The organism is Roseivirga sp. (genome assembly GCF_034669765.1).
GTDB lineage: Bacteria > Bacteroidota > Bacteroidia > Cytophagales > Cyclobacteriaceae > Roseivirga.
The window spans coordinates 625,171-640,130 of the sequence record NZ_JAXMOQ010000001.1 but is presented as its reverse complement, the minus strand read 5'-3'; the positions used below and the strand labels follow the sequence as shown (position 1 = coordinate 640,130).

The 14,960-nt window shown below is 40.4% G+C and carries 10 protein-coding genes; 5 read left to right on the top strand and 5 right to left on the bottom strand.

Features of this window, described 5'->3' with window-relative positions; genetic code table 11:
• Window positions 1-35 precede the first annotated feature (35 nt).
• Both VOI17_RS02705 and VOI17_RS02700 read right to left on the bottom strand, forming a co-directional pair.
• Window positions 36-2,477 (bottom strand): efflux RND transporter permease subunit, encoded by a 2,442-nt coding sequence (locus VOI17_RS02705; RefSeq protein ID WP_323755693.1) that lies wholly within the window; start codon window positions 2,475-2,477, stop codon window positions 36-38.
• 89 nt (window positions 2,478-2,566) lie between these two features.
• Window positions 2,567-3,883, bottom strand: coding sequence for a deoxyguanosinetriphosphate triphosphohydrolase (locus VOI17_RS02700; protein ID WP_323755692.1), 1,317 nt, complete (start codon window positions 3,881-3,883; stop codon window positions 2,567-2,569).
• 200 nt (window positions 3,884-4,083) lie between these two features.
• Between VOI17_RS02700 and glpK the strand changes: the two genes are divergently transcribed.
• Both glpK and VOI17_RS02690 read left to right on the top strand, forming a co-directional pair.
• On the top strand, window positions 4,084-5,574 hold the full coding sequence (glpK, locus tag VOI17_RS02695) for a glycerol kinase GlpK (RefSeq protein WP_323755691.1): 1,491 nt from the start codon (window positions 4,084-4,086) through the stop codon (window positions 5,572-5,574).
• A 4-nt stretch (window positions 5,575-5,578) separates the two neighbouring features.
• Window positions 5,579-7,225: a glycerol-3-phosphate dehydrogenase/oxidase gene (locus VOI17_RS02690; protein WP_323755690.1), complete on the top strand. Its 1,647-nt coding sequence runs from the start codon at window positions 5,579-5,581 to the stop codon at window positions 7,223-7,225.
• Window positions 7,226-7,231: 6 nt separating this feature from the next.
• On the opposite strand, the gene VOI17_RS02685 is transcribed toward VOI17_RS02690, so the two are convergent.
• Window positions 7,232-8,395 (bottom strand): hypothetical protein, encoded by a 1,164-nt coding sequence (locus VOI17_RS02685; protein WP_323755689.1) that lies wholly within the window; start codon window positions 8,393-8,395, stop codon window positions 7,232-7,234.
• A gap of 12 nt (window positions 8,396-8,407) precedes the next feature.
• Window positions 8,408-9,598: a hypothetical protein gene (locus tag VOI17_RS02680; RefSeq protein ID WP_323755688.1), complete on the bottom strand. Its 1,191-nt coding sequence runs from the start codon at window positions 9,596-9,598 to the stop codon at window positions 8,408-8,410.
• 175 nt (window positions 9,599-9,773) lie between these two features.
• Here VOI17_RS02680 and VOI17_RS02675 point away from each other — a divergent pair, with 175 nt between their 5' ends.
• The 3 genes from VOI17_RS02675 (at window position 9,774) to VOI17_RS02665 (ending at window position 13,518) form a co-directional block, all read left to right on the top strand.
• Window positions 9,774-10,823, top strand: a complete 1,050-nt coding sequence (locus VOI17_RS02675; RefSeq protein WP_323755687.1) for a PA0069 family radical SAM protein — start codon at window positions 9,774-9,776, stop codon at window positions 10,821-10,823.
• A gap of 159 nt (window positions 10,824-10,982) precedes the next feature.
• Entirely contained in the window at window positions 10,983-12,296 is a 1,314-nt protein-coding gene (locus VOI17_RS02670; RefSeq protein ID WP_323755686.1) for a Fic family protein, read from the top strand.
• A gap of 226 nt (window positions 12,297-12,522) precedes the next feature.
• Window positions 12,523-13,518, top strand: coding sequence for an AraC family transcriptional regulator (locus tag VOI17_RS02665; RefSeq protein WP_323755685.1), 996 nt, complete (start codon window positions 12,523-12,525; stop codon window positions 13,516-13,518).
• Between the two features lie 49 nt (window positions 13,519-13,567).
• Here the strand turns inward: VOI17_RS02665 and VOI17_RS02660 are convergent, their stop codons facing one another.
• A complete protein-coding gene (locus tag VOI17_RS02660; protein ID WP_323755684.1) occupies window positions 13,568-14,668 on the bottom strand; it encodes a DUF2911 domain-containing protein in 1,101 nt (366 codons plus the stop codon).
• Window positions 14,669-14,960 lie beyond the last annotated feature (292 nt).

Below are 14,960 nucleotides of genomic sequence, written 5' to 3'. Positions count from 1 at the left end.
ACTCCTTGTTTTATGGGCTAAGCCGAAAATGGCTTTTAGGAATCTTTCTTCTCTTTGTCTGTTGAACCAACAAACGGGTCGTTACTCTTAATCAATAAGCTTTGAGTATCAATTTCTTCATCTTCGTCTTCAATATAGAACTCATAATGCTCAATGAGGGGGTGAGAGTTCAAATTTCGTTTACCGCTGTCAAAAACCATCAATAGTGCTGGCAATACAGTGAGGTTGGTCAGCATTGCAAAAAGCAAAGTAAGGGAGGTGAGTAAACCTAAAGCAACTGTTCCTCCAAAATCAGAGAACACGAAAATTACAAAACCGAAGAACAACACGATGGAAGTATAAAGCATACTCGACCCCGTTTCTTTTATACTGTTGCTAATCGCGATAGGCACAAAGAACTTATTCGCAAACAACTCTTGACGATATTTGGCCAAAAAGTGAATAGAATCATCTACTGAAATACCAAAGGCAATACTGAAAATTAGAGCGGTACTCGGCTTTAATGGAATTCCAAAAAAGCCCATGATTCCTGCGGTGAGCACCAATGGAATTAAGTTTGGTACCATAGAGATGATAATCATTCGTAGGTTAGCGAAGAGGATTGCCATAATAATTGCAATAATCGCGAAAGCCAGTAGCAGTGACATTTGAAGGTTTTCGATCAAGAATTTATTCCCTTTTACAAACAATAAGGTAGAACCTGTTACGCTAGTATGAACCTCATCATCATCTCCAAACACTTCGGTAATTCTTGGCTCCACTACCTGGGTGATGAGTGAATCCATTTTAACAGATCCCAAATCCCAGATTTTTAGAGAAACTCTTAACACTTGTCCTGTTGTGTCTACAAAGCTGTTCAGCAGCCCATCATTATCCTTTTGATTGCTCAAATAATTCAGAATCGCATTTCTATCACTTGGGCTTGGAAGACTGTATCGCCTAGAGTCGCCATTATAATACGCTTGACGGATGGCCTTAGCAAAACTGACTATAGAAACAGGTTGAGATACAAAGTCAATAGAATCAAGCCCCACTTCTAACCTTTCTACTTTTCTTAGGTTCGTGGCATTCATAGATGATCTCGGTTTTCCGAAATCAATAATAATTTCAAGCGGCATTACTCCATTGAAGTTCTCTTCAAAAAAGTAAAGGTCTTGCTTAAGCTTAGACTCTTCTGGTATATCATCCACCATGTAGGCCACCGAATAAAGTTTCGAAACTCCATAAAGCGACACGCCAACCACAACAAAAGTGATTATGAAAACACGATAACGATGTCTGTGCACAAGCAAGTCGAGCAAGGTCAGCATACGCCCCGTCATTTTAAAATCGAGGTGTTTCAGCTGTGCAGGTTTTGGCGCAGGCAGGTAGGAGAAGATGCCAGGAATTAGCACCATGCTCACCACGAAAGTGGCCAAAATGTTGATTCCAGCAACCAAACCGAACTCCTTCAAAAGGGTGATATCCGTTGTCACCAAAACCAAGAAACCAATGGCAGTTGTGAAATTCGTGATGAAAGTCACCAAACCAATTTTTCTAATCATCAGGCTAAGCGCCTTCATTTTATTGCCATGCTTGGCAAAGTCTTGATGGTATTTATTCAGTAAGTAAATTGAATTAGGAATTCCAATAACAATGATTATTGAGGGTATTAAACCCGTGAGCACATTGATATTATACTGAAGGATTCCGAGGGTTCCCATTACCCAAGTCACTACCACTCCAATTACAATCAGTGGGAAGACCACTGCCGTCCATGACCTGAAGAATAGGAAGAGAATAAGGGCGGTTATAGCAATGGATAGAACAATGAACAACTTGAGTTCTCTGGCCGTCATTTCTTGCATGATGGTCCGCACAAACGGCATTCCTGAATAATGCAGTTCAATACCAGTATCGGCCGAAAATGCTTTTCCAATCCCTTGGATTTCGCCCACTACATCATTCCTAAGTTTAGAATTAAGCACCTCCCTGTCCATCGTGATCAGAATCAACGTAGCGCCATTCTTAACATTCATCAACTGGCCACTGTAGAACTTTAGATTTAAGGCCACAGCCATCAACGAATCCAATTCGGTCTGTGAAGTAGGGCTTTGTTTAATTAAGGGCGAAAGTTCAAAACTGCGATTGTCCTGATTTTTGGTAATATTCTGAAGTGTAGCTAACGAAATCACGTTAGTGATTCCTTCTACATTTTTTAATTTTTTGTTTAGCGCCTCGTACTTAAGAAAGTTATCGAGCTCATAAAGACTGCTGTCTTTCACCCCAAGCACCAAGATATTTCCGTCCTCTCCAAAGTTCTTTTTAAAATCTTGGAAGTACTTATAGTTCTCGTCTGTTTCGGGAACGGCCGTATTGAAGTTAAATGCCATTTTTACATCACGCGCCATATAGCCCATGAACACCGTAAAAAGGAGCAAGAGAATCATCAGGCCGAGCCTGTATTTCAGAACGATATGAGGAAGTTTAGACCACATTTTTTTCAAAGATCACAAAGGTAATAGAAATCCCTTCTCAGTAAATTGATTCTCACCATTTTATCCTATAAACAGAAAGCTTGTTTAGGCTATCTTCCCGGCAGTGAAATGCCCATAATTTTTCGGTACAAATTCAAGGCGTTAGAGTCGGTCATTCCAGCCACATAATCGAGCGCAGCTCTTAAGGCTAAATATGCCGAATTGGCCTCTTTAACTTCGGCTTGGGTTTCGGTAGGTAATAATCTAAAATACGTTTTATCTTTTGCAGAAAGGTTCTTTTTAAAGCCTGCTAACGTAGCAGGCACAAGCACTTCTAAGAGCCCGTTCAATACACGGTAACCTGCCGCTTCGGTTTCCACTACATCACGGCTACGATAGATTTTCTCTACAGAAACGCTAATAATTTCGGCCATGGCATCTTTTGAAGGAATTTCATCGGCCAAAGAAATATCGAACTCTGCCGTCAGTAATTTTTCCTCATGTTCCATAAATAAATCACCGCACTCCTGAATCAATTGACCGATGGCCATAGCACGAAGCACTCCAATTCGCTCCTTCAGACTATGAATGGCCTCTAGCTTTTCGGGTTGAAACTTATCGCCAATCACATTGGCAAGCAATTCCACCGTTTGCTCATAAGTGACCAAGCCCAAATTACAGCCGTCTTCCAAATCAATAATGTGATAGCAAATATCATCGGCAGCCTCCACCAAAAATGCCAGCGGATGGCGACAATACTGGTCAGTCCCTAAAGTTTCAAGGCCAAGCTCTTTTCCTAATTCCTGAAAAATGCTTCTTTCCGTATCGTAAAAGCCAAATTTCTTCTGGCTTCTTCTCGCCCTGTCTTGCTTTTCTACCAAGGCAGGACGAGGGTATTTTGTAAAGGCTGCTAAAGTGGCCGAAGACAATTTCAAACCCTGATAGCCCGGTCGGTTCAGGAGTCTAAAGCCTTGGGCATTTCCTTCAAAATTGATCAAGTCAGACCATTCTGATTCACTTACTTCTGGCTTTAATTCCGCTTCCGCATTCTTAAAATAATCCGAAATGGAAGATTCTCCTGAATGTCCAAAAGGTGGATTTCCAATGTCATGCGCCAAAGAAGCGGCCGCTACTATGGCCCCAAAATCATGTGCAGTTACCTTAAACTGAAGAAAGTCGTACTTCTCAATCAGTTTACTTCCTACCAATCTTCCTAAAGATCGGCCTACGCTAGACACTTCTAAACTGTGCGTCAAACGGGTGTGAACAAAATCTTGCTCTGGCAAGGGGTGTACCTGCGTTTTATCCTGCAGTTTACGGAACGGATGAGAAAAGATAATCCGATCAAAATCACGATCGAACACCGTTCTCGTCAGGTTTTGCTGAACATCAGGGGTATCTAAAGAAAGAAGTTGTAACCAATTCATCGCGGTAAAGCTAAGTATTGAGCCTTTAACAGGAAAGGTAAAAAAGACTTGAATCAAATATACAGTCAGAAGCAGCAATAAAAGTTCATTCCCGTCAAATAATAGAATTGGTTTTGCGCCCTAGGCTTTCCGCTGAATAGTCGCTAATATTATAGGAGGTCAAGTCATTTTTTCATTTAAAGCAAAATCCTTCTAAAACTATGGGCCAAAAAAAATACATCATCGCATTAGACCAAGGCACCACGAGTTCTCGTTCGGTGCTTTTCGATCAAAAAGGGCAAATCATTGACATTGCACAGCAAGAGTTTTCTCAGATTTTCCCTAAACCAGGATGGGTAGAGCACGATGCCATGGAAATACTTTCCAGCCAAATGGAAACCCTTTCCAAGCTCATTAAAAAGAACAAAATCAAAGGCGAAGAAGTGGCGGCCATAGGCATTACCAACCAACGGGAAACGACAGTGGTTTGGGACAAAAACACGGGCAAGCCGATTTACAACGCCATTGTTTGGCAAGACAAACGGACGGCCAGCATTTGCGAAGACCTAAAGCACAGCGGCATTGAAGCCTATCTAAGAGAAAACACGGGCTTGGTAATCGACTCCTATTTTTCGGGCACCAAAATCAAATGGATTTTAGACAATGTCGAAGGTGCAAAAGCAAAAGCCGAGGCTGGCGATTTATTGTTCGGAACGATAGACTCTTGGTTGGTTTGGAACCTTACAGAAAGAAAAGTACATGCCACCGATTATAGTAATGCTTCTCGCACTTTGCTTTTCAACATCAAAACCTTGAAGTGGGACAACAAGCTTTTAAAAGCACTGGATGTCCCTAAATCCATGCTTCCAGAAGCCCGACCAAGCTGCGGAGATTTCGGTACTTATGAACTTGACGGAGTGGAAATCCCTATCGCTGGCATTGCTGGAGACCAACAAGCCGCCCTTTTTGGCCAAGCTTGTTTTGAACCCGGCATGGCGAAAAACACCTATGGCACTGGCTGTTTTATGCTAATGAATACAGGCGAAGAACTTCAGCATTCCTTTAACGGTTTGCTCAGCACCATTGCCTGGGGCATTGACGACAAAGTCTATTATGCTTTAGAAGGAAGTGTTTTTGTGGCAGGTGCAGCTGTGCAATGGCTGCGCGATGGACTTGAAATTATTGACAACTCGAGTGATTCTGAAGCGATTGCAGAAAAGCTAAAAGACAGCCATGAGGTAGTGGTGGTGCCGGCCTTTGCTGGTCTGGGTGCTCCATATTGGGACATGTATGCGCGAGGTGCTATTTTCGGACTTTCTCGTGATACCGGAAAAGAACACATTATCAAGGCCACACTAGACTCTTTAGCTTTTCAAACCCGCGATATTCTACAGGCCATGCAAAAAGATGCGGGTCTTAAATTGAAAGAATTGAAAGTGGATGGAGGCGCTGCAGCCAATAATTACCTCATGCAATTTCAAGCCGATATTCTTGGCGTTGGGGTAGAACGACCAGAAGTCATTGAATCCACTGCGCAAGGTGCGGCTTACTTGGCTGGAATTTCAGTGGGCTTTTGGAAACAAGAAGACATCATCAAAAACCGAATTATTGAGCACGAATTTGAGCCAGAAATGGACGCCAAGCTCAGGGAAAAACTCTATGCAACTTGGCAAAAGGCGGTGAAGAGATCTATGGACTGGGTAGAAAATTAGCATTATGAACTTCCTCTCTTCCACCAACCGAAAAGCACTAACCGATACTGCAAAAACGCAGCACTATGATCTATTGATCATTGGTGGAGGCATTACAGGAGCAGGCATTGCGCTCGATGCCGCTTCAAGAGGACTTAAAACCGTGTTGGTTGAAAAGAACGATTTCGCCTCGGGCACCAGTAGTAAATCCACCAAACTGATTCATGGTGGTTTGCGCTACCTCAAGCAGTTTGAAATTGCGCTCGTGCGCGAAGTAGGCAGAGAACGCGCCACTTTACACAAGCTCATTCCCAACTTGGTAACTTCAGAAAAAATGCTGCTCCCCCTCATTAAGGATGGCACTTTCGGAAAGCTCATGACCAGTATAGGTTTGATGGTCTACGATGTTTTGGCAGGCGTAGAAAAAGTGGACCAACGCAAAATGTTGGACATTGAAGAGACCTTGGAAAAGGAACCGCTCTTAAGCGAAGAGAATGTGGAAGGCGGTGGCATTTATGCGGAATACCGAACTGACGATGCCCGCCTAACGATTGAAATTATTAAAACCGCCTCCAAATTTGGAGCCCATTGTCTTAATTATGTGCAAGCCGATGAGTTCATTTATAAAGAAGGAAAAGTAGCTGGAGTTTTTGCCACGGACTTTATTTCGGGTGAAAAAATGGAGATCAAGGCCAAGTCCACCATCAGTGCCGCTGGCCCTTGGGTAGATGAACTGAGAACGAAAAACCATTCTTTAACCAGCAAACACCTCCACCTCACCAAAGGCGTACACATTGTGTTGCCCCACAGTAAATTCCCACTTAAGCAGGCCATTTATTTCGATTTCCCCGACAAGCGTATGGTCTTTGCCATTCCACGAGGAAAAATCACTTATATAGGCACTACTGACACCGATTACGCTGGCGACAAGGATAAAATTTTGACCACAAAAGCCGATATAGAGTATCTTATTAAAGGAACAAATCATGCATTTCCAAAGCTGAACCTAAAGCTGAAAGATGTAGAGTCGAGCTGGGCTGGAGTAAGGCCACTGATACATGAAGACGGAAAGTCTGCTTCAGAAATTTCGCGTAAAGATGAAATCTTCGAATCGGAAACCGGTTTGATTTCTATTGCTGGCGGCAAACTTACGGGCTATAGAAAAATGGCTGAAAAAGTGGTCGATCGCTTGTATGATCGACTGAACGATGAGGAAGATCTACCCATTGTGGAAACCAAAACCATCCATATTGATTTAGATAATGGTGCTTTTAAAAATGCCAAAGCGGTAAAGAAATATAGAAAAACCATTCGTGAGCAATTAGAGGTTCTTGGCCTCGAAAAGTACTATGCTGGTTATTTGGTGAGCAATTACGGAAAGGTTACCGATGAAGTTATTAACGGCATGACTGCTTTTGACAGCAAAGCACTCCATCTTAAATTGATTCGTTCAGAATTGAAGTATTGCCTAGAAAATGAAATGGTCTTTTCAATTCAAGATTTCTATATCCGCAGAACGGGCCGTTTGTATTTCGATATTCACAGCATTAAGCCAACGCTTGAGGTTATCCTTAAAGATTTTCAAAATCACTTTGGTTGGTCAGTGGAAAAAACGCTATCAGAAAAAGAAGCCATGGAAAAAGCCATTGAGGAGGTTTCTGTTTTTAGTTAGGAAAAATTATTTTTCCACAATCTTCACCTTTAAAAAGGTCTGGTAGTCGCGTTCATCTTTATAAGTTCTTTTCAGCCAAAGAAAGTCATTTTCTGTGCCTTTGGGTAAAGCCTCATTAAGGTTAATATCCCATTCAACTTTTCCTAAAAACTGCTGTTGATCGAACAGCAGAAAATCAGTCTTTATATATTTTTTTACTGCCGCATCTAACTCTGGTGACTCATAAAAATTAGGAATTCGTTGCAACTCTTCCATCACAGCATTGGGTATTCGTGCCACACTAAGGAGCAAAATTTTATCCCCAACAGTAAACACTTTTGCATTTACTCTTAACTGCTCAGGGGCATCTTTACTACCAAATTCTACTCCTTTATACTCAGGCAAAAACTCGGCTGGAATCGCAATTTTATTGAGGTATTCATTTTTCTCAGCATCAAAAATATAAAGGAAATTGTCGCTCTGGTGGGTAAAAGCAAAAGTGCTTCCCGACAATAAAGTGAATGACGGATAGCCCCAGTCGATATACTCACCAGCAGTGCGGTAAATATTGTCAGGCTGCTTGTGCATTACCGTAGTGGTTTCACCCGTCTCAAAATTCATTCTGAAAACCGCATCAGTAGAATCCTGATAGCTTTGATTGTTCCCTTCCTTTCCAGAAACTTCCAAAACCAAGGCCAACACTTCTGTTCCACGTTGAGTTTCGAAAGCCCTTATGCGTTCTTGAGAAAAATCTAGATAAACTCCTCCTCCTGTTTCTATTGGTACTTCGTATCGCCCCATTATTTTGCCGGCTTTCGAAAAACGATAAAAATAAGGATTACCAAAAGCCGCCAATTCATCTTTACCATAGAAGCTCCAGCCATAACTCGAATTGCCCATATAATTTGGTCCTTCTATATGAGGCGTAAAAGAGGAAGTCGTCTCTCCTTTTTTATTAGTCACAAAGTAGTCACCTGCCTGATAGTCCACAAACAGAAGATCTCCTGTGCTATTTTGGTAATCCAGTAATTCAACCATTGAGAGTCTATCAATCACCAAAGAGTCAACAATTTCGGTTTTGAAGCTTCCTATTTTGCTTTCTGAATTTTCTTTATTGCCACTGCAAGCCACCATTGTAAGAAGGCAGCATGTTAGCAAAAAGAGTTTAAAGTTTCTGAAATACTTAAGCATACAAATCTTTGGTTAGGGTTTTTCTGAATTAGAGTCTTCTACAATTTTTACTTTCAAAAAAGTCTGGTAGTCGCGCTCCTCTTTATAAGTGCGTTTCAGCCAAAGAAAATCGTTTACGGTGCCTTTGGGCATGGGCTCATTAAGGTTAATATCCCAGTCTACTTTTCCTAAAAACTGCTTTTGATCGAACAGCAGAAAATCAGTGGTCATGTATTTTCTCGTGGCTGCCTCAAATTCAGGCGAGTACCACCATCTAGGAAGCTGTTGCAACTCCTTCATCACCGCATTGGGTATTTTTCCCATGCTGAGGAGCAAAATTTTATTCCCTACAGAAAAAACGTGTGAGTTTATCTTCAATAGCTCAGGGTCATCTTTACTTCCAAATTCTACCGCTTTATACTCTGGCAAAAACTCAGCTGGAATTGCGATTTTGTTGATGTACTCATTTTTCTCTGCATCAAAAATATAGAGGTGATTATCGCTTTGATGAGTAAAGGCAAAGGTGCTTCCCGATAATAGCGTGAAAGAAGGGTAACCCCAATCTGTGTACTCTCCAGCTGTTGGGTAAATATTGTCAGGTTCCTTATGCATCACCGTAGTGGTTTCACCCGTTTCAAAATTCATTCGAAAAACATCATCGATCGAATCTTGGAATTGTTGAGTCTTAGAGTTTCTATTCGAGAGGTCTAAAATCATGGCCAGCACTTCTGTTCCTCGTTGGGTTTCAAAGGCTTTTATGCGCTGCGGCTTAAAATCTAGAATAATGCCCCCGTCCGCTTCTATTGGGGGCTCATATTGCCCAAGTCTTTCACCCAATTTAGAATACCGATAAAAGTAAGCATGACCGTAAGCCACCAGTTCATCTTTACCATAAAAGCTCCAGCCATAACTAGAATTGCCCATATAATTTGGCCCTTCTATATGAGGGTTAAAAGATGAAAGAACCTCTCCGGCTTTGTCCATAACCAAGTAATCGCCTGATTGAGTATCCGCGAACAGAAGGTCTCCCGTACTACTTTGGTAGTCCAATAACTCTAAGACCGAAAGTCTATCAATCACCAAAGAGTCAACAATTTCAGCATTAAAGCTTCCAATTTTAATTTCAGAGTTTTCTTCATTGCCATTGCAGGCCACCATTGTTATAAGGCAGCATATGAGGAGAAGGAAACTAAAAATTGAGAATGCCTGAGATCGGAGTTTCATTATAGCTTAAGTATAATTTTATGTTCTAAAGTATAAATTAATAACCCAGAAAACAAAAGACACAAAGCCATTGTGTCACCGAAAAAATTAGCACTTCAAAAGAAATACTCAATCTATTAGCTATAATATTTGGTTTTAATCTAGTATTTTTAGTTTTACTAAAAATACTAGATTAATGATTAAGGGAAGAGGCGCTCAAAAGCAGGTGAAGAACAGGTTCTTGATGCACGAATATGTACAAGAACACCTAGAGGCAATCGATGAATTTGATGGCCAAAACCCGAACACCAAGTACATCCCCATCTTCCCAAAAACCATTGTGAACAAAGTGGAAAGCCCTGATGTCGGCATGACCTATTCCCTCAACCCTTATCAAGGTTGCGAGCATGGCTGCATTTATTGCTATGCGCGAAACAGCCATGAATACTGGGGTTATAATGCTGGGTTAGATTTCGAAAAAGTGATTATGTACAAGGAGTCTGCGCCACAGTTGCTAGAAAAGCATTTGCAAAACCCCAATTGGCAGCCTTCTACCATCGTGCTTTCCGGCAATACCGATTGTTATCAGCCTTTGGAACAAAAGCTTGAAATAACCCGAAAGCTGCTCGCTATTTTTCTGAAATACAAGCACCCTGTGGGCATTATTACCAAAAACGTTACCATTACCCGCGACCTCGATATTATTGGGCCTTTGGCCGACCTCAACCTGATTAGCGTTTATTTCAGCCTCACTACTTTGGATGAATCGGTAAGAAGAAAGCTAGAACCTAGAACAGCTTCGGCTATTAGAAAATTGAAGGCCATTGAAACCCTAACCCAGCGTGGCGTGCCCGTAAACATTATGATTGGCCCTATTATTCCCGGGTTGAACGATCATGAAATTCCTGAAATTATGAAGGCCGCTGCCAAGGCTGGAGCGCGAAGCGCTGGTTATAACATGGTGCGGTTAAATGGCGCCATTGGCCAAGTGTTCGAACATTGGGTGCAGGAAGCTTTTCCGGACAGGGCAAGTAAAATTCTGAACCAAATAAAGGCCGCACACGGAGGCAAACTAAACGACAGCCGTTACAGCACCAGAATGCGAGGCGAGGGCTTAATGGTGCAATCCATCAACCGACTGTTTGAGCTTTCTAAAGCCAAGTACTTTCAAAATACGGAACCCAGGCCTAAGCTTCGCACCGACTTATTTGTGAAAACCAACAAAGGGCAGATGGGGTTGTTTTAGGAAGGGTACAATTATTATCAATAGACTCTTTTTTAAAATATCACTTCGAGAATTCATTGTAATTAGAGGGTTAATTTACAGAAGACAGGGTCTGCCAAATTTATTTTTCTAATAATTAATAAATATGTTAATTTTGTATTCATATTTAACATATTTAACATGAGGTTTGAAAATCCACCACAGTTTGATATAAGCGAACTGATCTTGAAAGATGAGCATCTAATAGCCGAATTCTTTTCAAAGAAATATGATGATTTTTTTAAATCCTCTAATGCAAGATATTTATACTGGGATGAACTTAAACACAGAAAGGATCTGCCTTTTGAACCAATAAAATCTTGGGCATTGTTAAAATTAAATAGGCGTTCGAATTATAAAAAATTGACATTTGGCGACTTCAATTTTTGCTATACACTTACTGAATTGATTCAAAAGGATCTCCATGAGTTCGATCTGAAACTCATAGGAGGGTTATATAAGAGCCCAATCACAAATTTTGAAAAATCCGAATATTTAAAAAACTCTCTTTTAGAAGAAGCTATCGCCAGCTCACAAATTGAAGGTGCTGCAACAACAACAAAAGTTGCATGGGATATGCTTAAGTCTGGACGTAAACCTAGGAATGAATCGGAACAGATGATTTTCAATAATCTTCGAGGTATCAAATTCATTGATGAAGAAATTAAAAGCCCTTTGGATTTTAAGTTTATTATTGAAGTTCATAGAATAATGACTGCAAATACGAGTGCCGAGAGTTGTGCAGGTTCTTTTAGAGATGGCCAAATATATGTTCAAGATCATGTAGATGGTGAGATTGCCCATACTCCCCCACAGCACGAAAAGGTTGTTGCCTTGATGGAAGAGCTATGCAAATTCGTGAATGAGGATAAAACTTTCATTCACCCAATAATAAAAGCATCAATTATTCATTTTATGATTGGCTTTATCCACCCATTCAAAGATGGAAATGGCCGAACAGCCAGAGCATTATTTTATTGGTATCTTTTGAAAAAGGATTATAGTCTTATAAAAAGTATTTCAATATCAAGAGCTATTTTGGATTCAAGGATTCAATACGATAAAGCATTTTTAAAAACGGAAAACGATGACAATGACCTTACTTATTTTATAATGTACTCTATCAAAAGCTTAAGAGTTGCTTTTGAAAGCCTAGTAAGGTATCGAGATAAGAAAAAGGAGGAAAGAGAAAAGTCTAACCTAATAGCTTACAAGCTAATTCAAAAGGGATTGCATAAAAGACAAGCCGATCTTATCGGATACTTATATGCGAAAGAGACCAATAGGGTTAACATATCTTCATATTCTGAAAGGTATGGTATTGTTCGTCAAACAGCCCGTAAAGATTTAAATGACCTTGAAAAATTAGGTCTTATTGAAGAGGAGAAAATAGGCCGAAATGTTTATTTTAAATTGACTTCAAATGTAAAAGTGAATATCTATTTGGAAGCCTAAGCCTAATAAAATATAATTTTAGGTGTTTAGCCCTAAGCAAATCGAAAAGGCTATGGCTTACAAAAAAGTAAGAACAGAAATACCGATGAACATAGCGAGCTGGATTGATTGAATAGGGCTTTGAATAAACCAATTATCTTTGCTGAAAAACAGCATCAGATTCACGTTTTACTTATCGTAACTTATACTGTAAGCTCAACGTAACTAAAGCGTGAATCCATAGCCCATGAATCTCTTTGGAATATTAGGTTTGTTTGCCGGTATAGCAGTAACAACTGGTTTGTTTTTAGCAGCTTACCTCATTTTTATTAGAAAGGATGATAAAATTGGCAACTACTTTCTTGGCGCACTGTTTTTGGCAATTTCACTTCGCGTAGGTAAGTCTATTGCATATTTTCTTCTTCCTGTTATGGCAGATGAAGGTGTGGCCACAGGCTTTTTGGGGCTTTCTTTAATAGGGCCGCTCACATTGTTTTATACCGCCTATGCTGCCAGTAGAAAATCAATTCCATGGTATTATTATGCCATTCATTTTATATACCCATTGGTTGGTACAGTGCTTTGCTTCACGGTAGTAAAAGATGAAGGATTTACATGGTTTTATCAGATTACTACAGTCATAATGTTTTTCTATTTGCTCAAGGCATGGAAGGTGAATACCGTAAGCACTTATGAGCATGAGCGCCTTGCTGCTTGGAACAAGCAAATATTGATTGCTGTTTCGCTAGTTTGGATGGCCTTTGTTTATCAGCACCTTACCAACTCCATGATGGATTATGCCATTGGTTCAGGAATTGCGGCTGTGGGCATTTATTTTGTGTTTATCAATGCCCTCAAATCTCCAGTGGTTTTTCAGCCAGCCATGAAGATAGAGGTTTCTCCATTGTATGTAAAGAAGGTGAAAGAGGCCTTTGAGCATGAAAATGTTTACAGAGTGCCAGGAATAACAATCAATCAACTTTCCGAGCAATTACAAATACCCGCTTATTTGATCACTCATTGTGTAAAAGAACTTTACAAAATGACATTTCCTGAAGCCATTAATCATTTCAGAATTAACGAAGTGCAGAGCCTATTATTGATCGAAGACAATGTAAAAGTGGAGGCTTTAGCTTATGATGTTGGCTTTAAAACGCCATCTGCATTTTATGCCGCGTTTAAAAAACAAACGGGTATGAGTCCGAAGGTTTTTAAGCAGATTCAGGCACTAAAAACAGCATAAAAACGACATGCCATTGCTGGCATGCCGTCTGGTCAAAAAACCCGAAAACTCAACTCCCAGGTACTTTATAGGTATCGTTCTCTATTTCAGTTTTAATCTGGCCCAACCTTGCCTTGAATCCTTCAGGAATAACCCTTTCTACTTCATTCAATGTTTTCAGAGCAGATTTCTTATTGCCCAAGTAGTATTGAAAGATTCCTTTGTTCAACTTTAGAAACCATGCATCAGGATTCTCCTTCAATAGCCTTTCTGTAATTTCAAGTGCATCTGATGCCTTATTGTTTTGCAATAAAAATATCCCCAATTCATTGGCCTCATTCGGGCTCATATCCATAGCTTTCAATTCAGTAATTGTAGCCGTGAGCTCTTCACTCTTATTAAGAGCCTTTAAAAGTCTAACTTTAGTCGTGAGGTTAGTCACATTTTTATTGGCAGCAAAACCACCATAACCACCATTGATAGACCTATCTGCCCAGGTAAGTGCTTCTTCTAAGTTAGTGTTATGTATTAGGCACCACGCAGCGGCATCATTCCACGCTTGCCAGTGGTAAGTGTTGATACCACGCAGCTCACTTCTAAAACTTTCAACTACAGTATTATTAATATCAACACCTACTGTAAAAGGAATCCTTTGATTACGCCACTCCAAAGCGACTTGCACTGTTGATTCAGTCCAATTGATGAATTCATAGTCCAGCTTTTCTGAAGGGGCGCATTCTTCACTTTTTACATCAACCTTTAAGGTAACATCCTTGTCCACATCAAGGTAGTAGCTTCCCCATTGATCATTATTATGAGCAAAAAGGAGCTGGTAGCCATCATCTTTAGGTATGATATGAAATCCATACTTCCCTGCTTTCAATGCCTTACCCTCTATGGTTACATCGGTGCTGAATTCGATGGTAGTATTCATATTAGCACCAGCTCGCCACGGTATCGGGTCACCATTTTTAGGAATTACATTGGTGTCATTCCATACATCCCTTCCATTCGCAGAAGGACTTGAGTAATCGATGGTGATATCTGTGACAGCAAGTCGCTGTGTTTCAGTAACACGATTACTCGGCTGAGGAATTTTTAAAGTGTGAAATTGAGCGCTCGCTTCTACTGCTGCAATCGATAGTAGCAGTACGGCTAATAATTTTTTCATAATGTTATTTATTTGAGTTCATGCAATTCTAGTACTCAAATGGATGCCTTAACTCCTGATTCAGGAAATCAGGAGACGATTTACCTGATAAAAGTGTTTGCGTAAACAGAAAAAGGGCATGCTCCCATGACCCTTTCAGATGTGTAATGACAGTTTAAATTATGAAATAGGGTTACTTGATTTAAGTATTAAGAACAATTGCCTTAACGGTAACTGGTGAGAGTGGCAGACCTTTCGATGATTCTTAAGTGCGCTTACATTTCCTTTAAATTGGAATTCTTGATTGAAAATA